The sequence below is a fragment of the Galactobacter valiniphilus genome (assembly GCF_003575975.1).
GTDB lineage: Bacteria > Actinomycetota > Actinomycetes > Actinomycetales > Micrococcaceae > Galactobacter > Galactobacter valiniphilus.
This window is the reverse complement of record NZ_QQXK01000028.1, coordinates 33,841-52,746: the sequence shown is the minus strand read 5'-3', so window position 1 is coordinate 52,746 and position 18,906 is coordinate 33,841. Positions and strand designations below refer to the sequence as shown.

Annotated in this window: 19 protein-coding genes; 12 read left to right on the top strand and 7 right to left on the bottom strand. The window is 72.8% G+C overall.

The features are described from left to right. Positions 1–112: 112 nt before the first annotated feature. From DWB68_RS17185 to yczE, 3 genes are read right to left on the bottom strand one after another with little or no spacing between them, the layout of a single operon-like run. Complete coding sequence (locus DWB68_RS17185; protein ID WP_325048567.1) at positions 113–352, bottom strand: GNAT family N-acetyltransferase; 240 nt, start codon at positions 350–352, stop codon at positions 113–115. Positions 353–409: 57 nt separating this feature from the next. Further along, on the bottom strand, positions 410–640 hold the full coding sequence (locus DWB68_RS17180; RefSeq protein WP_325048566.1) for a hypothetical protein: 231 nt from the start codon (positions 638–640) through the stop codon (positions 410–412). 53 nt (positions 641–693) lie between these two features. Further along, entirely contained in the window at positions 694–1,359 is a 666-nt protein-coding gene (yczE, locus tag DWB68_RS12935) for a membrane protein YczE (protein ID WP_119425542.1), read from the bottom strand. Between the two features lie 62 nt (positions 1,360–1,421). Between yczE and DWB68_RS12930 the strand changes: the two genes are divergently transcribed. The 3 genes from DWB68_RS12930 to DWB68_RS12920 all read left to right on the top strand — a co-directional run bounded on the left by DWB68_RS12930 (position 1,422) and on the right by DWB68_RS12920 (position 5,180). Then, positions 1,422–3,101, top strand: coding sequence for an aminotransferase-like domain-containing protein (locus tag DWB68_RS12930; RefSeq protein ID WP_119425541.1), 1,680 nt, complete (start codon positions 1,422–1,424; stop codon positions 3,099–3,101). 182 nt (positions 3,102–3,283) lie between these two features. Further along, positions 3,284–4,138, top strand: a complete 855-nt coding sequence (locus DWB68_RS12925; RefSeq protein ID WP_119425540.1) for a siderophore-interacting protein — start codon at positions 3,284–3,286, stop codon at positions 4,136–4,138. A gap of 112 nt (positions 4,139–4,250) precedes the next feature. Beyond that, positions 4,251–5,180: a serine/threonine dehydratase gene (locus DWB68_RS12920; RefSeq protein ID WP_119425539.1), complete on the top strand. Its 930-nt coding sequence runs from the start codon at positions 4,251–4,253 to the stop codon at positions 5,178–5,180. Between the two features lie 63 nt (positions 5,181–5,243). On the opposite strand, the gene DWB68_RS12915 is transcribed toward DWB68_RS12920, so the two are convergent. The 3 genes from DWB68_RS12915 to DWB68_RS12905 form a co-directional block, all read right to left on the bottom strand. Further along, positions 5,244–6,068, bottom strand: a complete 825-nt coding sequence (locus tag DWB68_RS12915; protein ID WP_119425538.1) for an ABC transporter ATP-binding protein — start codon at positions 6,066–6,068, stop codon at positions 5,244–5,246. Next, positions 6,065–7,102: a FecCD family ABC transporter permease gene (locus DWB68_RS12910; protein WP_199700454.1), complete on the bottom strand. Its 1,038-nt coding sequence runs from the start codon at positions 7,100–7,102 to the stop codon at positions 6,065–6,067. Before DWB68_RS12910 ends, DWB68_RS12915 begins: the two co-directional genes overlap by 4 nt. A gap of 86 nt (positions 7,103–7,188) precedes the next feature. Beyond that, on the bottom strand, positions 7,189–8,199 hold the full coding sequence (locus tag DWB68_RS12905) for an iron chelate uptake ABC transporter family permease subunit (protein WP_119425537.1): 1,011 nt from the start codon (positions 8,197–8,199) through the stop codon (positions 7,189–7,191). Positions 8,200–8,246: 47 nt separating this feature from the next. On the opposite strand from DWB68_RS12905, the gene DWB68_RS12900 reads away from it, so the two are divergent. Next, a complete protein-coding gene (locus DWB68_RS12900) occupies positions 8,247–9,275 on the top strand; it encodes an ABC transporter substrate-binding protein (protein WP_119425536.1) in 1,029 nt (342 codons plus the stop codon). 208 nt (positions 9,276–9,483) lie between these two features. Next, entirely contained in the window at positions 9,484–10,200 is a 717-nt protein-coding gene (locus tag DWB68_RS12895) for an AAA family ATPase (protein WP_119425535.1), read from the top strand. An 80-nt stretch (positions 10,201–10,280) separates the two neighbouring features. On the opposite strand, the gene DWB68_RS12890 is transcribed toward DWB68_RS12895, so the two are convergent. Next, on the bottom strand, positions 10,281–10,721 hold the full coding sequence (locus DWB68_RS12890; RefSeq protein WP_119425534.1) for a MarR family winged helix-turn-helix transcriptional regulator: 441 nt from the start codon (positions 10,719–10,721) through the stop codon (positions 10,281–10,283). Positions 10,722–10,888: 167 nt separating this feature from the next. Here DWB68_RS12890 and DWB68_RS12885 point away from each other — a divergent pair, with 167 nt between their 5' ends. The 7 genes from DWB68_RS12885 to DWB68_RS12855 all read left to right on the top strand — a co-directional run bounded on the left by DWB68_RS12885 (position 10,889) and on the right by DWB68_RS12855 (position 18,837). Beyond that, a complete protein-coding gene (locus DWB68_RS12885; protein ID WP_119425533.1) occupies positions 10,889–12,088 on the top strand; it encodes an MFS transporter in 1,200 nt (399 codons plus the stop codon). A 53-nt stretch (positions 12,089–12,141) separates the two neighbouring features. Beyond that, positions 12,142–12,969 (top strand): aldo/keto reductase, encoded by an 828-nt coding sequence (locus DWB68_RS12880; RefSeq protein WP_119425532.1) that lies wholly within the window; start codon positions 12,142–12,144, stop codon positions 12,967–12,969. A 297-nt stretch (positions 12,970–13,266) separates the two neighbouring features. Further along, positions 13,267–14,322, top strand: a complete 1,056-nt coding sequence (locus DWB68_RS12875; RefSeq protein ID WP_119425531.1) for an LCP family protein — start codon at positions 13,267–13,269, stop codon at positions 14,320–14,322. A gap of 112 nt (positions 14,323–14,434) precedes the next feature. Then, on the top strand, positions 14,435–15,358 hold the full coding sequence (locus DWB68_RS12870) for a MarR family winged helix-turn-helix transcriptional regulator (RefSeq protein WP_158588314.1): 924 nt from the start codon (positions 14,435–14,437) through the stop codon (positions 15,356–15,358). 481 nt (positions 15,359–15,839) lie between these two features. Then, on the top strand, positions 15,840–17,312 hold the full coding sequence (locus tag DWB68_RS12865) for an MATE family efflux transporter (protein WP_119425529.1): 1,473 nt from the start codon (positions 15,840–15,842) through the stop codon (positions 17,310–17,312). Positions 17,313–17,513: 201 nt separating this feature from the next. After that, positions 17,514–18,239: a gamma-glutamyl-gamma-aminobutyrate hydrolase family protein gene (locus DWB68_RS12860; protein ID WP_119425528.1), complete on the top strand. Its 726-nt coding sequence runs from the start codon at positions 17,514–17,516 to the stop codon at positions 18,237–18,239. Between the two features lie 223 nt (positions 18,240–18,462). Beyond that, on the top strand, positions 18,463–18,837 hold the full coding sequence (locus tag DWB68_RS12855) for a VOC family protein (protein WP_119425527.1): 375 nt from the start codon (positions 18,463–18,465) through the stop codon (positions 18,835–18,837). Positions 18,838–18,906 lie beyond the last annotated feature (69 nt).

Sequence of the window (18,906 nt, the reverse complement as noted above, 5' to 3'; positions counted from 1 at the left end):
AGGACACGAGGACCTCCGTGGATCGAGTGAGTGTGGTAACCCACATCGATACCGGAGGTCCTCACCTCATCCCGTCACGCCACGCTGACCACAACCACCGTGGGAAGAACACCTAGAGCCCCAGCTCGAAGTACGCGCTGTGCGGGTCCACGGTGTAGGCCCCGAACGGCCCGCGCTCCACGAAGCCGTGCCGCTCGTACAGCCGCCGGGCGGCGGCGAAGTACGGGTCCGTTCCGGTCTCCAGCAGCACCTTCGCGTAGCCGCGCGAGCGCGCCAGCTCGATGAGTCGGCCCAGGACGGCTGCAGCCACGCCGTGCCCGCGGGCCGCCGCCGCGGTGCGCATCGACTTCACCTCGCAGCACAGCACCTCGCCCTGAGCGGGCTCACCGGGTTCCCCGGGTCCCCCGGACTAATCGGCCCCGTCCCCTGCACCGAGCCGCGGCTCCGCGAGCGCCCCGACCCCCAGCAACTCCCCGGCCCGCGAGCGCGCGCTCAGGAACGTGATTCCCGGCGCAGCAAGCGCGGACAGGTCAAGCGCGTGCACGCTCTCGGCGGGCGAGGTGCCCAGCATGCCGGCGAGGTGTTCGCCCAGGAGGGCCGCGACGTCGGGCGCTTGAAGCCCGCCTTCAGTGATCAGCATGCGCCAACCCTAGGAAAGGCAGGTGTCAGGCGCGTTTCGCGCCGGACACGGGCTCAGGCGCGGGTGCCCGACGCCGCCCGCTCGCCGTCTTCGCTCGGCGCACCCGAGACGGTGGAGACAGGCGCACCGGGGATCCGCGCGGCGAACCACGGAAGCGTGCGCTGGCACAGCGGCCCGATCAGGAGCGCGAACACCACGGTGCCGATGCCGAGGTTGCCGCCGAGCGCAAAGCCGATGAGCGCCACGCACACCTCGATGGAGGTGCGGGCGATCCAGATGGGCCAGCCGAAGCGCTGGTTCAGGCCGGTCATGAGGCCGTCGCGCGGGCCGGGCCCGAGCTTCGGCGCGATGTAGATGCCCGAGGCCACGGCGAGCAGCACGAGGCCGGCCGCGAACATCGGGATGCGGATCCAGAGCGACTCGACGGGCGGCAGGATCCAGAGGCCCAGCTGCGCGCTCGTGCCGATCAGCAGCACGTTGAGCACGGTCCCGATCCCGGGCTTCTGCTTGAGCGGCCACCAGAGCAGCAGCACCACGGCGCCGATCAGGTTGGTGACCATGCCGAACGGGATGCCGGTCTGCAGGGAGACGCCCTGCGAGAGCACGTCCCAGGGCGAGATGCCCACGGCTGCACGGTTCATGAGCGAGATCGAGAAGCCGTAGAGGACCAGCCCCACGATGAGGGCGGTGAGGCGGATGGGGAGGCGGCGCGGGGTCATGCCACCATCGTGAGGCCAAAGTGGCATTCGATTCAAAGGCCACTTTGAGTAGAGTGGCCCGCATGAACCCGCTGCGCCTCTCCCCCGCGTCCCTGCACCGCGCACTGGGCGCGTGGCGAGACACCCTCGGCGGAGAACCGCTGCACCGCGAACTCGCCGAACGCCTGCGCCTCCTCATCCTCGACGGCCGCCTCCCGCTCGGCGCCCGCCTACCCTCCGAGCGCGCCCTCGCCGAAGAGCTCGGGCTGAGCCGCACCACGGTCGCCTCCGCCTACGACGCCCTCCGCGCCTCCGGCCACGCCGCGAGCCGCCAGGGTTCCGGGACGGTCGCCACCCTCCCCGGCCCGGCCCTCATCCCGTCGAAGCCGCTCGCGGAGGCCGGGCTGGTCGACCTCTCGCGCGCCTCGCTCCCGGCCTCGCGGCTCGTCCCGCCGGCCCTACGCACCGCCGCCGAGGAGCTGCCCACCTTCCTCTCCGGCACGGGCTACGATCTGCGCGGCCTGCCGCACCTGCGCGCCAAGATCGCGCGCCACTACACGGAACGCGGCCTGCCCACGCGCCCCGAACAGGTCATGGTCACCCTCGGCGCCCAGCACGCCATCCACCTCCTCGCCGCCGCGCTCCTGCGCCCCGGCGACCGCGCCCTCGTCGAGGCACCCACCTACCCGCACGCCGCCGAGGCCCTGCGCCTCGCCGGCGCGCGCCTCGTCACCACGCCCGTGGTGAGCACCCGTCCTTCGCCGCCCGACGACGGCGTGCCCGGCCCGGGAGCTCGGGTCGCCGCCGGGGGCGGCGGGGCGGGCGGTCACGCGGAGCGCGGGGCCGCGGCGAACGCCGCCGCAGACGCGGGATCCGCGGCCGGCCTCGTCGGTCCCACGTCACCGGTTCCCGACGGCTGGGACGCCGAGCAGTTTGCCGCGACCCTGCGCCGCGCGACGCCGGCGCTCGCCTACCTCATGCCGGTGCGCCACAACCCCACGGGCTCCTCGATGAGCCGGGCGACGCGCGCGGCGGTGCTTGCAGCAGCCCGCGACAGCGGCACCATCCTGGTCATCGACGAGACGACCGCCTCGCTCGACCTCTCGGGGGTCGGCCCGGGTGACGCGTTTGGCGACGACGTCGACGCGACGGCCGCCGGCGTGGTCCGCGCGAGCGAGACCCCCACCAATCCGCGCGGCTTGGGCCGCCGGGCGGCGGCAAGTGTGGTCCACCTCGGCTCGCTCGGAAAACTCTTCTGGGGCGGCCTGCGCGTGGGCTGGATCCGCGCGGAGCCGGAGATCGTTGAGCGTTGCATCGCCGCGCGCCCGGCGCACGACCTCGGCACCCCCGTGGTGGAGCAACTCGCCGCGGCGCACCTCCTGGACGCCTGGGACGAGGCCGTCGCGGAGCGCGCCGAGCAGCTGCGGGCCTCGGCGTCCGCGCTCTCCCGGCTCGCCTCGGAGCACATGCCGGGGTGGGTGGTCCCGCCCGTCGAGGGCGGCCTCGCGGCCTGGGCCGTCCTGCCGCACGCGGCCTCGAGCGCACTCGCCATCGCGGCGCGCGAGCACGGGGTGCTCATCCCGGCCGGGCCGTGGTTCGGCGTGGACGGCGGGGCGTTCGAGCGCTTCGTGCGCATCCCCGTCACGGTCGGCGTGGAGGAGCTCGAGCGGGCCATCCCGGCGCTCGGCGCCGCATGGGCCGAGGTGAGCTCTCACCTGGGCATGGGGCCCGCGGGCCCGGGCCGCGCCGTCGAGCTGGTGTAGCGAGAACCCGCGGGAGCCCTGCGTGCGCGGCCTCCGCCACCCCACCGATTTTCCGAGCCCTCCTGAACAATCCGCGTCCTCGAGGACGCGGATTGTTCAGGAGGGCTCGGTTTTTCGTGGATGCCCGCGGCCCCTCAACCTCCGCGGAAGCGGCACCCGCCCACCCGTGATGCAATGGAGGGGTGACCTCCCGCCCCGTGAACGAGCTGCCCGCCCTCGATGGCTCGGGCCCCATCCGCTCCAAACACGTGGCCGCCGTGCGCCACCGCCCCGACATCCGCCCGCCGTGGGTGCTGCGCCGCGTGGAGCTCACGGCCCGCGAGGTCCTACCCACCGGCCTGCTGCGCCTGACCCTGGGCGGCGAGCAGCTGCGCAGCGTCTTCTGCGTCCCCGGCCTGGCCAACTCCGGCTTCGACGACGTCCTCGTCGTCTGTCTCCCCGACCCGGACGCCGCCCCGCTCCCGGCGCGCATCTCCCCGCACCCGCTGCGCGGCCCGGCGCCGGTCTCCCCCGGCTACGCCCTGCGCGACTACACGATCGCCAACCTGCTCCACGATCCCTCCGGCGAGTGCCTCGCCGTGCAGATCGACGTGGTCCGCCACGCGGGCGGCCGCTTCGCCGACTGGGCCGAGGAGGCCCCGCTCGGCGCCGAGCTGGACGTCCTCAACCCCCGCATGATGCGGCTCCTGCCGCGCACGGGACGCATCGTGGCGGTGGGCGACGACGCGGCGCAGCCGGCCTTGGAGGGCCTCCTGCGCCACAGCGCGGGCGGCCAGGCGGGCCCGAGCGGGGTGGTGCTCATGCCGCACCCGCCGGGGCCCGGCAACGAGCGCCTGCGCGTGGAGCGGCTCCCCGAGCCGGGCTCCGTGACGGCGCGGCTTGTGGAGCTCGCCAAGGAGGAGCCCGAGGCCTACTTCTGGCTCGCCGCGGAGTCCTCCCGCGTCACTGCTTGGCGGCGCGCGCTCATCGAGGCGGGGCTCTCCAAGGACCAGGTGCAATTCAGCGGCTACTGGAAGCTCGGCAAGCCCCAGCGCTGAGCGGCGCGCCTGGCCAACGCACCCCGGCGCCGCGACGCCGCCGGGTGCGTTCCGCCGCACGGGTTCCGACGGGCGACGTCCGGGCGCGCGCGAGGCGTGACAGGCTGGGACCATGCTCAACCACGCCGACGTCCGCGCCGCCCAGGACCTTATCGCCGGTCGAACCCGCGTCACCCCGGTGAGCGAGTGGGCCCCGGGGATCGCCCTCAAGCACGAGTACCAACAGCTCTCCGGCAGCTTCAAGGCCCGCGGCGCCTTCGCGCGCCAGCTTGGCGCACTGGCCAGCGGCGAGTTGGACCCGGCCGTGGGCGTCGTGGCGGCGTCCGGGGGCAACGCCGGCCTGGCGCACGCCCTGGTTGCCGCCGAGCTCGGCCACCCCTGCGAGGTGTTTGTCCCCGGGGTCTCCCCCGCGTCGAAGGTCAAGCGCCTCGAGGCAGCGGGCGCCGCGGTCCACCGCGTGGGCCGCGTCTACGCCGACGCCTACGCGGCCGCCCAGGAGCACGTCGTGGCCACCGGCGCCACCTTCTGCCACGCCTACGATCAGCCCGCCGTCGTGGCCGGGGCCGGCACCCTCGCGCTCGAGCTGCACCGCCAGCTCCAGCCCCTCCACCGGGTGGTCGTCTCGGTGGGCGGCGGCGGCCTCCTGGCCGGACTGCTCGCGGGGCTCGAACCGCACGTCGAGGTGATCGCGGTGGAGAGCGCCGGCTGCCCCACCCTCGCGAGCGCCCTCCATGCCGGGCGGCCCGTCGATATCGAGGTCGGGGGCGTCGCCGCGGACTCGCTCGGCGCCACGCGGATCGGCGAGCTCGCCTGGGAGCAGGTCCGGGCCTCCGCGCCCGGGCGGCTGCGCAGCGTCGTCGTGCAGGACGAGGAGATCCTCGCCGCCCAGCGCGTGCTCTGGGACGGCCACCGGATCGTGACGGAACCGGCAGCGGCGGCGGCGATGGCGGCCGTCACCTCGGGCGCCGTGGCACCTGACCCGGGGCGTGCCACCGCCGTGGTGCTCTGCGGCGCCAACTCCTCGCCAGCAGCGCTCGCCTGACCCCCCCGCCCCCCCGGGCGGCCGGCCCAGGCGGGCCGGCCCCGGCGCGCCGGCCCGCCGGTCTCAGCCCAGCGGCTGGATCGCCGAGAGGTCGGGCCGCTCGGTGCGGTCAGGCACCACGAGCACGGTCCCGGTCGCCGAATCCACCACGAGGTGGCACGCCAGGCCGAACACGTCCTCGATCAGCTCGGCCGAGAGCACCTCGGCCGGCGCGCCCTGCGCCACCACGCGCCCGGCCTTCATGACCACGAGTTCGTCGGCGTAGTGCGCGGCCTGCTGCAGATCGTGCAGCACGGCAACGACGGTGCGCCCCTGCCCCACGGCGAGCTCGCGCATGAGCTCGAGCAGCCCGTACTGGTGCGCGATGTCCAGGTAGGTGGTCGGCTCGTCCAGCAACACGGTGCGCGTCTGCTGGGCCAGCAGCATCGCGACCCAGACGCGCTGGCGCTGGCCGCCGGAAAGCCCCTCCACGAGCCGCTTGCCGAACTCCTCCAGCCCGGTCGCGGCCAGCGCGCCCGACACCGCCGCGTCGTCGGCCGGCGTCCACTGGCGCAGCAGCCCCGTGTGGGGGAAGCGCCCGCGCGCCACGAGGTCGCGGACCGTGATGCCGGAGGGCGCGTGCGCGCTCTGCGGCAGCAGCGCCATGCGCCGTGCGAGCTCCTTGGCCGGAAGCGCGGCGATGTCCGTCCCGGCCAGCTCGATGTGCCCGGCCTGGGGCTTGAGCAGGCGCACCATGGAGCGCAGCAGCGTCGACTTGCCGCAGCCGTTGGGACCGATGATCGCCGTGAACTTCCCGGGCGCCACGTTGACGGAGAGCTCGGGCAGGATCGTGGTGCCGTCAAGCACCACGTCGATCGCGTCAACGGAGAGGGTGGGTTCAGTGCTCATCGGCGAGCCTCCTTGGCCAGCAGGGTGATGAGGTAGAGGCCGCCGAGCGTCACGGTGACGATGCCGACGGGCAGCTGCGTGGGGTCGAAGAGGCGCTGCGCCACGATGTCCGCGACCACCACGATGAACGCGCCGGTGAGCGCCACGGGCAACGGCGAGACGCGGGAGGCCCGCGTGATGCGGCGCGCGATGTGCGGGGCCGCGAGCGCCACGAAGGAGATGGGTCCCGCGATCGCCGTGGAGACGGCGGTGAGCGCCACGCCCACCGCGAGGAGCAGCAGGCGCGTGGCGCCGAGGCGCGCGCCCAGCCCGGCCGCGGCGTCGTCGCCCAGATCCAGGGGCTGCATGCGGCGCGCCACGAGGAACGCGGCGGCGATGAACACGAGCAGCGCGATCGCCACGGGCGTCACCTGCGCCCAGCGCAGGCCGTTGAGCGATCCGGCGCCCCAGGCCGCGGCCTGCATCGACAGCTCGAGGTCTCCCACCGAGATGAGCCAGCGATTGAACGCGCCGAGCATCGCCGCGACGCCCAAGCCCACGACCACCATGCGCAGGCCGGAGGAACCGGCCCGCAGGGAGAGCAGGTAGACCGCCAGGGCCGTGATGAGCCCGCCCACGAACGCGCCGCCGGCGATCGCGGCGAAGCCCGTCACCCCGCCCAGCGTCACGAGGATCGCCCCCGTATAGGCGCCGGTGTTGAAGCCGATGACGTCGGGCGAACCGAGCGGATTGCGGGTCAGGGACTGGAAGATCGCGCCGGAGAGCGCGAGGGCCGCGCCCACCAGGACCGCGGCGAGCACGCGCGGCAGGCGCCAGTTCACCACCACGGTGGCGTCGAAGCCGCCCTGCCCCGCGAAGATCACGCCGAACGCGTCCTTGGTCTGAACGCCGGCGCCCGGCAGCACGAGGGCCACCAGCACGGCGGCCGCCACGAGCACGGCCAGGATGGCACCCACCCACGCGGAGCGCCGGTGGATGCGCAGCCCCAGGGGGCCGAGCGCGAAACGCGCGTGGCCGTCGTCGTGCTTTTTCAAGCCCGACGACGCCCGGCTCGCCGCCGCCGGCGGCGTGGACCGGGGCCTGGGCCGGGACTGGGACGAGGGCCCGGGCTGGGAGGCGCTCACAGCTCGATCACCCGCTTCCCGCGCGCCAGCGCGATGAGGAACGGGGCGCCGACGAAGGCGACCACGATGCCAGCGGCGAGCTCGCCGGGGAGGATGAGGCGGCCGATCACGTCGGCCAGGAGCAGCACGGTGGGTGCGATGAGGAGGGAGAGCCCGGCGACCCAGCGGTTGTCCGGCCCGCAGATCCGGCGGGCCAGGTGCGGGACCATGAGGCCGAGGAAGACGATGACGCCGGCCGTCGCGGCGGCGGAGCCGGCCAGGACCGTCACGGCGGCGATCGCCATGATGCGGGTGGCCTTCACGGAGACGCCGAGCGAGGTGGCCGTGTCCTCGCCGAGGGCCACGGCGTTGAGGCCGCGCGCGGCGAGGGCCGCGAGCACCAGGCCCACCGCCACAAAGCCGGACACGGCCAGCACCGGCTCGAGCGAGCCGATGTCGAGGCTGCCGAGGTTCCACGTGCGCAGGCGCTCGAAGGCCTGCGGGTTCACGAGCGCCAGCCCCTGGCCCACGCCCTCCAGCACGGCGGTGAGGGCCACGCCCGTCAGGACCAGGCGGATGGGGTCGGCGCCCCCGGAGCTGCGGCCCACGAGGTAGACCACCACGGAGGCGATGAGCGCGCCGGCAAGCGCGAACCAGATGTAGCCGAAGAGGCTCTGGATCCCCAGCACGCCCACCGCGACCACCACGGCAAACGCGGCGCCGGCGTTGACGCCGAGCACGCCGGGATCGGCCAGGGGGTTGCGCGTGAGTCCCTGGATGACGGCGCCGGCGACGCCGATCGCTGCGCCCGCCAGGAGCCCCAGCAGGGTCCGCGGGACGCGGCCGTCCCACACCACTGCATGGTCGGGAAGGGAGAGGTCGGGGTGCAACAGCGCCTCCAACACGGTGGAGGGGCTGAGGGCCCTGGCTCCCACCATGAGGCTGAGGAGCAGGGAGGCGGCCAGCGCCAGCACCAGGAGCGGGATCACCCAGCCGGAGGCGCGAGCCGTCCGGGGATGATCGCGCATAAGGCAAGATTACGGTGTGCTAACCGCCTTAGGCTAATCTGCGGTGCATGATTCACTCCCGTTCCTTCAAGGGGGCCGCGGCACTGCTCGTGGCCGCCTCCCTGTCACTCCTGACCGCGTGCGGTGCCGCCTCCGAGTCCGGCTCCAACAACGCTGGCCAGGGCAACTCCCAGGTCGCCACCGGCGGCGAGCGCTTCTCCACCGCCGACGAGGAGACCGCCAAGCTGGGCTCCGACGCGCAGCCGGGCCAGTTCCCCCGCACGGTCAAGCACGCGAATGGCACCACCGAGATCAAGGCCAAGCCGCAGCGCGTCGTCGTCCTGGACACCGGCGAGCTGGACGACGTCCTGGCCCTGGGCATCACGCCCGTCGGCATGGTGACGACCGAGGGCGCCAACCCGGTGCCGTCCTACCTGGCCGACAAGGTCAAAGACGTCAAGAGCGTCGGCACCATCCAGGAGATCAACGTCGAGGCCGTCGCCGAGCTGAAGCCGGACCTCATCGTGGGTTCGCAGCTGCGCGCCGACAAGCTCTACGCCCAGCTCAACGAGGTCGCCCCGACCGTCTTCTCCATCCGCCCGGGCTTCCCGTGGAAGGAGAACTTCCTCCTCGTCGCCGACGCGCTGGGTGAGGAGACCAAGGCCACCGAGCAGCTCAACGAGTACGCGGACGCGGTCAAGGAACTGAAGGACGGCGTGCAGGGCAACCCGACCATCTCGCTGGTCCGCTTCCTGCCCGAGAAGCTGCGCCTCTACGGCAACCTCTCGCTCATCGGCGTCATCCTGAAGGACGCCGGCCTGGCCCGCCCCGAGAAGCAGAACATCGACGAGCTCGCCGCCGAGATCTCCCCGGAGAACATCTCCGAGGCCGAGGGCGACATCATCTTCTACTCGAGCTACGGCTCCCCCGACGCCACGGGAGAAACCACGGTGACCAACGGCGCCGGCTGGAAGTCCCTCTCCGCCGTGAAGAACGGCAAGGCCTACGCCGTCAACGACGACGTCTGGTTCCTGGGCCTCGGCCCCATCGGCGCCAAGCAGATCGTCGCCGACCTGAAGTCCAAGCTGATCGGCTGATCCTCCGGATCGCCACGCCAAGCGGCCCCGCACCCGTGCCCCGGGTGCGGGGCCGCTTGCTTTCCTTGATCAAGGCCCGACGGCGGGCGGTCGCGTCGCGCGGGCGTCCCCCCCGGGACGGCGGGGTGCCCGACGGCGAGTGGTCGGGTTCGGCGGTCGGGTCTCGCGGCCGGGGCGCGCCGTCGGGGTCACCGGGCACACTGGGGCCATGTTCTCGCAGCTTCCGGTGCGCCGCGTCGAGGAGGACCCCCTCCACCCGGCGCCGCGCGACGCCTGGCCGTTCGTGTTGCCGCCCGTGCGGCAGCTGCTGCACGAGGGCCTGGACCTCGGACCGGTGACGGTGCTGACGGGCGAGAACGGCTCGGGGAAGTCGACGCTCACCGAGGCCATCGCCATGGCCTTTGGGCTCAACGCCGAGGGCGGCTCCACCGGCGCGCAGCACACCACGGCGTCCACCGAATCACCGCTGCACGAGCACCTGCGGCTCGTCCGCGGGGCCGGCGCGCCCCGGAAGGGCTACTTCCTGCGCGGGGAGACGATGCATTCGTTCTTCACGTTTCTGCAGAGCTTCGAGAATCCGGCCGACCGCGAGTACTTCCACGAGCAGAGCCACGGGGAGTCCTTCCTCGACCTCATGGACCGGCGCTTCCGCGTGAAGGGTCTCTGGGTGTTGGACGAGCCGGAGGCCGCGCTCTCGCTCTCCGGCTGCCTCGGGCTGCTCTCGCGCCTGCAGGGCCTCGTGGAACGCGGCTCCCAGCTGGTGCTGTCCACCCACTCGCCGATCCTCGCGGCCTTCCCCGGCGCCACGCTGCTCGAGGTCGGCCCGTGGGGTCTGCGCACCAGCAGCTACGACGAGCTCGAGCTCGTGCGCGGCTGGCGCTCGTTCCTTGACGCGCCCGAGCGCTTCCTGCGCCACCTCGAGTAGCGCGCGACTCGCGCACCGGCACACCGCCCGCGCCCGGCCGAGCGGTACCTCGACTGCCGGACGAACCAGGCGGCCCCGAGCTAAGCGAGCGAGTGGATCGCTCCGGCAAGCCCCGCGAGCTCGGGGATGGCGTCGGCCTCGGCGAGCGCCTCCTCCAACACGCGATCGTGCGTGGGTCGGGCCTCTGCCAGGAGCCGCTCGCCGCCCGGCGTGAGCTCCGTGTAGATGCCGCGTCGATCGTCCATGCAGAGGATGCGCGTCAGGAGCGCGCGGTCCTCGAGGCGCGTCACGAGGCGCGTGGTGGCGCTCGAAGACAGGGCCGCGGCGCGGGCCAGCTGCTGCATGCGCATGTGCCAGCCGTCCTGTCGGCTCAGCGCCTCGAGCACCGTGTACTCCACCACCGAGAGCCCGTGTTCGGCCTGCAGGGCGCGCTCGAGCTTGGTCTCGATGAGCCCGTGCAGGGCCACGAGGGTGCGCCAGCCGTGGGCCCGCACCTCGATCGCGTCGTCAGCAACGCTCATGACTCTCCTTCGCCGTTGTTCGGGACACAGTCTACCCACTTGCGCAGATAACCCGCGTGTGCAACTATCTATTCATTGCGTTTGCAACTACCGCAAACGCACTAATTGCGGACGCGCGCAATGACGCAGGCGCCACGCCACCCCTTCCTCCTAGCGAACGGCCATCCATGCCCGCCGCCCTCTTTGCCCTCGCCCTCGGCGGCTTCGGCATCGGCCTCACCGAGTTCGTCATCATGGGCCTGCTGCCCGAGGTGGCGGCGGACTTCGGCGTCACCGATACCCAGGCCGGCTACCTCATCTCCGGCTACGCCCTCGCCGTCGCGCTCGGCGGCATCACGCTCACGCTCCTGTTGCGCCGCGTCGAGCGCAAGCGCGCGCTTCTGGGCCTCGTGGTGCTCTTCATCGCCGGCAACCTCCTCTCGGCGCTGGCCCCGAGCTACGTGCTCATGATGACCGGTCGCATCGTCGCCGCGTTGTGCCACGGCGCCTTCTTCGGCATCGGCGCCGTGGTCGCGGCCAACCTCGTCCGCGAGGACAAGCGCGCGGGGGCCATCTCCATCATGTTTGCCGGCCTCACCATCGCCAACGTCGCCGGCGTCCCGCTCGGCACCTTCATCGGCCAGGCCTTCGGCTGGCGCGCCACCTTCTGGATGATCACCGCCGTGGGCCTGCTCGCCCTCGTGGGGATCGCCACGCTCGTGCCGCGCACGCCGGCCCCGCAGGGCGGCTCGGTCGGCGCGGAGCTGCGCCTCTTCGCCAACCCGCAGGTCTGGTACTCCATGGGCATCACCGTGCTCGGCTACGGCGGCATGTTCGGCGCCTTCACCTTCATCGCCTACACGCTCACGGAGGTCTCCGGCTTCCCGGCCGGCGCCGTCCCGTGGCTGCTCATCGTGTTTGGCGTGGGCCTCTTCGCCGGCAATCTGCTGGGCGGCAAGGCGGCGGATCGCAACCTGCCGCTGACCCTCATCGTGCTCTTCGGCGGGCTGACGCTCATCCTCGTGGCCTTCGCCCTCACCGCCGCCTCGCCCGTGGCCACCGTCATCGCCCTCGTGCTCATGGGCGGCTTCGGCTTCGCCACGGTGCCCGGCCTGCAGGCCCGCATCATGAACCACGCGGACGCCGCGCCCACCCTCGCCTCCGGCGCCAACATCGCGGCCTTCAACCTCGGCAACGCGCTGGGCGCCTGGGCCGCGGGCCTGGGCCTCGCGGCAGGCCTCGGCTACACCTCGCCGCTCTGGATCGGCGCCGCCATCACGCTGGCCGGCCTGGCCCTCTTCCTGCTCGCCACCCGCGTGCGCGGCGGCGAGTACTCCCGGGCCTCCGAGCGCACCGGCGCCGACCACACCGTCGCCGCCGACGCCTGACCGGGCCCACATCGCCCTCCCTTTCAGCCACCCCCATCCCACCAGGAGTCACCATGACCACCGTCCCCACGATCACCCTCAACGACGGCCGCCAGATGCCCCAGCTCGGCTTCGGCGTCTTCCAGGTCCCGGACGACGGCGCACAGGCCGCCGTCGAGGCCGCCCTCGCCGCCGGCTACCGCAGCATCGACACCGCGAGCATCTACGGCAACGAGGCAGGCGTCGGCCGCGCCATCGCCGCCTCCGGGCTCCCCCGCGAGGAGCTCTTTGTCACCACCAAGCTCTGGATCGACGCCCTGGAGCGCGACGCCGTGCGCCCCGCCCTCGAGGCGAGCCTCGAGCGGCTCGGCCTGAACGCCGTCGACCTCTACCTCATCCACTGGCCGGCCCCGGCCAGCGATCGTTACCTCGGCGCCTGGCAGGGTCTGGAGGCGGCGCGCGACGCCGGCCTGGCCGCCTCGATCGGCGTCTCCAACTTCCTGCCGGAGCATCTCGAGCGCGTGGTCGCCCTGGGCGGCACGGTTCCGGCCGTGAATCAGGTGGAGCTGCACCCGGCGCTGCAGAACTGCGCCACGCAGGAGGCGAACACGCGGCTGGGCATCGCCACGGAGGCCTGGAGCCCGCTCGCGCAGAGCGCCGTCCTCGGCGAGGCGGCCGTCGTCAACGCCGCGGCGGCCCACGGCGTCACCCCGGCGCAGGCGGTGCTGCGCTGGCACCTGCAGCAGGGCCGCATCGTCATCCCCAAGTCCGTGACGCCCGAACGCATCGCCGCCAACCTCGACGTGTTCGGCTTCGAGCTGAGCGCCGAGGAGCTCGCCGCGATCGACGCCCTCGAGCGCGACGGCCGCACCGGCCCGCACCCGGCCGACTTCAACGGCTGAGCCGCACCCCACCGCCGGCGCGGTGGGGCGCCCCGGGACGCCCCGGACATGAGTGAAGCCCCGGCCTTTGGGGGAAAGGCCGGGGCTTCGTGTCATCACTCGCACCCTGTTGAGGTGTCTACGACGATACGGATGCAGTGTGTGTCCCAGCTGTGCGCGCCGTGCGCAAGTCGTGTGCGCGCCCGACATCGGGCACCATGGGGAGGTGCCCCCGCGCCGTCGGGCCTTGCAATGCAAGGAACGCGGGGCCCCGCCAGGGGCCGGCACCGCCCTGCCCCCTTTCGCTAGGACCGCCCCGTGCAGCAAGACGACCCCAGCTACGTCCCGCGCCGCCTGCGCCGCGAGCGTCGCCACCCGGTGAAGGTGACGATCCTCGCCGTGACCATGGTGGTGGCGTGCGTCCTGGGAGTCGGCGGCGCCTACGCGCTCAAGCTGAATAAGGCCTTCGACTCGGCGCAGGTGGTGGCCAAGGAGGACGTGCTCCCCACCTACTCGGACCAGCCGTACAAGGACCCCGGGGATCAGAGCATGAACATCCTGCTCCTCGGCGCCGACAAGTCGGAGACCGGGGCCGCCCTCGACCTCACCGCCAACGGCACCGACCAGCGCTCGGATTCGATGATGCTCGTGCACATCCCCGAGGGCCACGATCACGTCTACGTCATGTCGATCATGCGCGACACCTACGTGAACATCCCCGGCGTGGGCTCGGACAAGATCAACGCCGCCCTGCAGTACGGCGGCGTGCCGAAGCTGCGCATGACCATCGAGAAGATGCTCGACGTGCAGATCGACCACGTCGCGGCCATCGACTTCGACGGCTTCCGCGAGCTGACCCGCGCCATCGGCGGCGTGACCGTGGATAACCCCAAGGCCTTCTGCGCCTACAAGACCACGCCGGATGTCTGCTTCGAGGCGGGCAAGATCCACATCGAGGGCCAGCGCGCGCTCAAGTGGGTCCGCGAGCGCCATGCCTTCCTCACGAGCGACTACCAGCGCGTGAAGAACCAGCAGCAGTTCCTGAAGGCCGTGGTCTCCAAGGTGCTCTCGGCCGAGGTCATGTCCTCGCCGAACAAGATCGCGGACGTCCTCGGGAGCATGATGCCCTCAGTGACGATGGACTCCGGCCTCGCGGACAAGCAGATGCTGATCGGCCTGGCGCTGCAGATGAAGGACGTCCGCGGCAAGGACATCCGCAACTTCACCCTGCCCAACGCCGGCACGGGACAGGCCGGAGGTGCCTCGGTGGTCCTGAACAGTCCCGAGTGGGATCTCAAGGTCGGCAACGCCATGGAGCAGGGCACCATGGAGGAGCTCTACGCCTCGATTCCCGAGGAATTCAAGGGTAAGTAGGCGCATTTCAAGCGCACGACGACGCGGCGGGGCGGGGCGGTTGCCCCGCCCCGCCTGTGCGTGGTGCAGCTCACGCTTGATTGTTCGAGTTCTAATGATTAGAGTTCTAACCATGAACGACAACATCATCGAAATCAGTGCATTGTTGCGCTCGCTGGCCTTCGCCGGTCGAGGCGCCGCAGACGATTGGGTCCGCGAAAGCGGCCTGACCCGTCAGCAGGCCTTCGCCCTCGGATACATCGAGCGGTTCCAGGAGCAGGGCATCATCGCCCGCGACCTGGCCGACGCGAGCGGGACCACCCCCGCCAGCGTCACGAGCCTCCTCCAGGGCCTCGAAACGCGGGGCCTCGTGGAGCGCAAGCCCTCCCCCACCGATTCCCGCGTCAAGCTCATCCTCGTCACCGAGGCCGGGGCCAAGGCGGTCGCCGGGTTTGGGGACGACATGAACGCCGCCCAGGCCAAGATCTACGAGTCCCTCTCCGAGGAGGAGCTGGACACGCTGCTGCAGATCCTGCGCAAGCTCGCCGCCGCGCAGCCCGAGGGCTTCGGCATGCCGGGCGGGCCCGGGTTCGGCGGCTTCGGCGGACCCGGGTTCCCGGGCGGCCCCGCCTTCGGGCGCCGAGGCGGACGTGGCCGCGGGCATCGCGGCGGCCCGGGCTTCGGCCCGCGCGGCGGTCGCGGTTTTGGGCCCGGATTCGGCCCCGGCGGCGAGCCGGGCATCGACGACCCCGAGGGCCAGGGCCCTGACGGCGAGGGCCGCGATCCCCGCGACGTCGGCGGCGACGGGTCCCGCGGCCCGCGCGGTCGCCGAGGCGGCCACGGCGGCGGCCGAGGCGGTCGCGGCGGCGGCCGAGGCGGTCGCGGCGAGCGCGGCTTCGACGGCCCGAGCGCCGACGGGGAGCGCGACGGCGAGGCGCGCGAGTTCCGCGGAGGGCGTCGCCGCCCGGGCTGGGGCGGCCCCGAGGCAGGCCCGGACTTCCGCGGCGGCAAGGGCCACCGCGGGGGTTTCTCCCGCCGCGGCCCGTGGGGTCGCTGAGCCGCCGGGCTCCCCGCCCGCACCCCTTCACCGCATCACCTTGCGTGGGGCCGGACCCAGCGTCCGGCCCCACCACACCCCCACCCTTTGTCCGCGTCGCCCGGCCCCTGGTCCGAGCCTCCCCGCGTTTGGTCCGCGTACTGACCAGTAGGTCCGCCGGCGGGGCCCCTGAAACCCGAAAATCGGACCACCACTGCGCCGCCGTCCCGAGCGACACCGCCTCCGCGGGCCCGCGAGACCTGCCGAGCTGAGCACGGCCGCCCGGCCCGCCGCTCGACGACCGGCACCCACCCGACCACGCGCCGTCGGGCACCCACCCGACCACGCGCCGTCGGGCACCGAAACGCACCAACGCCCCCCTGGGGCGTTTTTTCGGCCCTTTTGCCCTCCCCCACCCCACTGCCTGGGGATTTCACGCCCAAAAACGGGCCCACATCACCCCTGCACCCCACTCAACCCACCGAAGAAAGGACGCCGCGCCATGTCCACCGACCACCGCTCCGTACTCTCCTCCGCGCCCCTGTGGCGCGCACTCCTCCACCTCTGCGTCCCGATGATGGCCGGCTTCATCGTCGGGGCCGTCTACAACATCATCAACGCGGGCTTCATCGGCACGCTGCACTCCACCGCGCTGCTCGCGGCGCTGACGTTCTCGCTGCCCGTGTTCGCGCTCATCATGGCCGTGGGCGGCGTGTTCGGCGTGGGCGGCGGCACGCTCATGTCGCGGCTCATGGGCTCCGAGGAGGCCGGCGGCACGCCCGCTGGCTCGGCCTCCGCGTCCCCCGCCGCGTCCGCCGCCTCCCCGGCCACTGAGGCGCGCATCCGCGCCGTCTCCTCCTTCACCTTCTGGGGCGCCCTCGCCGCGGGCGCCGTGCTCGCGGTGGTCGGCGTGCTGTTCGCGACCCCGATCGCCCAGGCGGGGGGCGCCTCGGGCGAGACGCTGGCCCCCACGGCCCTCTACATCGCGCTCATGTTCGGTTTCTGCCCCGTCTACGTGGTCTGCTTCGCGCTGGAGCAGGTGGTGCGCGCCGAGGGCGCGGCCGTCGCGTCCATGACCGGGCTCATCGCCTCCACCGTGGCGAACCTCGTGTTCGACGTCCTCTTCATCCTGATCCTCGGCTGGGGCGTGGCGGGCGCCGGGCTGGCGCTCGGGCTCTCCAACGTGGTCATGGCCGGGTACTACCTGTGGTGGATCGCGAAGCGCTCGCGGCACGCCTCGGTGTCGCCGCGGGACCTGCGCGTGGACGGCCCGATGGTCCGCGAGGTCATGGGCGTCGGTGCCTCCGAGCTGCTGCAGTCCTCGTTCCTCATCGTCACGACGCTCGTCATGAACTGGGTGGCCGTGGGCTACGGAGCCGCGCTGCTCGCCGCGATGGGCGTGGCCCTGCGCATCGCCCAGCTGCCCGAGATGATCGGCATGGGCGTGTTCATGGTCATCATCCCGCTGCTGGCCTACGCGCACGGCGCCGGCAACGTGGAGCGCCTGCGCCGGGCGGTGCTCGCGAGCGCCGCGGCGATCCTCGGCATCGCCGTCGTGTTCTCCGGCGTGGTGTTCCTCTTCCGCGACGGCGTCTTTGCGCTCTTCAGCGCCGACCCCGCCGTGATCGAGGACGGGACCAAGATCCTCACGGCCATGCTGGTGGCCACGCTCTTCAACGGGCTGACGGGCCTGGCGATCGCTCTCTTCCAGGCCACGGGCCAGATGCGCAGCGCGGCGATCCTGGCGGTGGCGCAGGGGGTGCTCTTCATCCCCGTGGTCTTCGGCGCGCGGGCGCTGTGGGGCTTCGACGGCGTGGTGTGGGCCATGACCATCACGGAGGCGCTGTGCCTCGCCGCGGCGCTGACGCTGCTCTGGGCCGCACGGTCGGTGCTCGCGGTGCCGGCCGTTCCGGACGCACCTGAGGCCCAGCTGCCCGACGACGCGACGGCGCCTTCCGCGCCCGCCTCCCGTTAGGCGCGGGGCCGGGCGGGCGGGCCGGCAGGTGCGCGGCGCGGACGGGCGTCGGAAGGCCGCGGGCGGCAGACCGCCGCCGGATGCTCCGCCACCGCTCCCCGCCCGCCCGCAACACGGCCGTCACGGGACCGGCACCTCCCCGTGACGCCGCCCTGCCAAGGTGGTGGCATCCCCTTTCGGCGGCCAGGAAGTCCCCCAGCCATGCGCCACGCCACCGCGCTCTTGCTCCACGTCCGCACCCAGCGCCCGCACGCCCCACGCTTTCAATCCCAGCTCGACACCCTCAACGCGGCGGCGATGCGCGCCACGGAGACCGCTGGTTTGCGGCCCATCCTGGTGCCGGCCGCGGAAGCCCCCGCCCCGCGGGTGTTGCAGGAGGCGGCGCTCGCCTCGGTGCTCGTGGTGCTCGGCGGCGAGGACGTCTCGCCCGCCCTGTACGGCGGGCCGGGGGACTACCCGGGCGCCGGCCACCACGAGCCGTGGGCCGACGAGGTCGGTGCCGCGGCCATCCGCGCCCGCGTGGCCGCCGGGACCCCGCTGCTGGGGATCTGCCGCGGGCTGCAGCTCATGAACGTGGCGCTCGGCGGGACGCTGGTCCAGGACATGGCCGGGCACACGGCCAACGGAGACGATCCGTTCGTGGGCACCGCGCTGCACCCGGCGCGGGCGGCCTACCCGCTGGAGCTCCCCCACGACGTGCGCTGCACGCATCATCAGGCCGTGGGCGCGCTGGCCCCGGGGCTTCGCGTGATCGCCCGGGCCGCCGACGGGACCATCGAGGCCGTGGCCCACCGCAACGCCCCCGCGCTCGGCGTGCAGTTCCACCCCGAGCATCCCGACGTCGCGCGGGAGCAGCTCACGCCGCTCCTCACCGGCCTGCTGGCGATGGGTTCCCGGCGCGAGTCGGCCCAGGCGACGCCCGCCTAGGCCGGCCCGCTCGAGTCCGCTCGCCGCCGCCGCGACAGCCGCGCCCGCCTCAACACCTGAAGTTGGAGTGCGAAATGTCGTGAAACTGCGGGTTTTCACGACATTTCGCACTCCAACTTCTGGTGTCGACAGCGCGACGGCGCGGGGCCAGGATGGTGCACGACGGCGGCCGGCCCCGGACGCCTTCATCGCACCGCCCCGCGGGGCCGGACGGGGGAACACCATGGACCGCTTGAACGTGCACCACGTGGGGAACGTCTTCCTCTTCACGCCGCGGCTGGACGAGGCCTACGCCTGGTACACCGCCCTCTTCGGGAAACCGGGCGAGCGGGCCATGCCGCAGCTGACCGTGTGGGAGCTCGGCTCCGTGCGCTTCACGCTGCACGCCGAGGACGAGCTCAACCACGCCGGGGCCGATCTCGGGGGCACTGTCCCCTACTTCGATGTGGAGAACGCCGACGAAGCCGCAGACTTCTGCGTCAATCGCGGTGGCCGGGTCCACCGCGGCCCCAAGACGGTCTTCTCCGGGGAGCGACTCGTCCAGGTCGAGGACCCCTTCGGCGGACTCATCGGCCTGCGCCAGCCGCCCGGGGCCTGATTCCGCCCGGCACTCTCGAAGTTTGCGTGCCTTACGCCGCAAAGACCGACCCTTCACGGCGCAAGGCAC

Excerpts from the sequence above, each read along its gene's own strand:
- DWB68_RS12865 (WP_119425529.1), top strand. The coding sequence starts at position 15,840 with ATGTCCACCGACCACCGCTCCGTACTCTCCTCCGCGCCCCTGTGGCGC.
- DWB68_RS12895 (WP_119425535.1), top strand. The coding sequence starts at position 9,484 with ATGTTCTCGCAGCTTCCGGTGCGCCGCGTCGAGGAGGACCCCCTCCAC.
- DWB68_RS12870 (WP_158588314.1), top strand. The coding sequence starts at position 14,435 with ATGAACGACAACATCATCGAAATCAGTGCATTGTTGCGCTCGCTGGCC.
- DWB68_RS12855 (WP_119425527.1), top strand. The coding sequence starts at position 18,463 with ATGGACCGCTTGAACGTGCACCACGTGGGGAACGTCTTCCTCTTCACG.
- DWB68_RS12900 (WP_119425536.1), top strand. The coding sequence starts at position 8,247 with ATGATTCACTCCCGTTCCTTCAAGGGGGCCGCGGCACTGCTCGTGGCC.
- yczE (WP_119425542.1), bottom strand. The coding sequence starts at position 1,359 with ATGACCCCGCGCCGCCTCCCCATCCGCCTCACCGCCCTCATCGTGGGG.
- DWB68_RS12905 (WP_119425537.1), bottom strand. The coding sequence starts at position 8,199 with ATGCGCGATCATCCCCGGACGGCTCGCGCCTCCGGCTGGGTGATCCCG.
- DWB68_RS12860 (WP_119425528.1), top strand. The coding sequence starts at position 17,514 with ATGCGCCACGCCACCGCGCTCTTGCTCCACGTCCGCACCCAGCGCCCG.
- DWB68_RS12930 (WP_119425541.1), top strand. The coding sequence starts at position 1,422 with ATGAACCCGCTGCGCCTCTCCCCCGCGTCCCTGCACCGCGCACTGGGC.
- DWB68_RS12915 (WP_119425538.1), bottom strand. The coding sequence starts at position 6,068 with ATGAGCACTGAACCCACCCTCTCCGTTGACGCGATCGACGTGGTGCTT.
- DWB68_RS12890 (WP_119425534.1), bottom strand. The coding sequence starts at position 10,721 with ATGAGCGTTGCTGACGACGCGATCGAGGTGCGGGCCCACGGCTGGCGC.
- DWB68_RS12885 (WP_119425533.1), top strand. The coding sequence starts at position 10,889 with ATGCCCGCCGCCCTCTTTGCCCTCGCCCTCGGCGGCTTCGGCATCGGC.
- DWB68_RS12920 (WP_119425539.1), top strand. The coding sequence starts at position 4,251 with ATGCTCAACCACGCCGACGTCCGCGCCGCCCAGGACCTTATCGCCGGT.
- DWB68_RS12880 (WP_119425532.1), top strand. The coding sequence starts at position 12,142 with ATGACCACCGTCCCCACGATCACCCTCAACGACGGCCGCCAGATGCCC.
- DWB68_RS17180 (WP_325048566.1), bottom strand. The coding sequence starts at position 640 with ATGCTGATCACTGAAGGCGGGCTTCAAGCGCCCGACGTCGCGGCCCTC.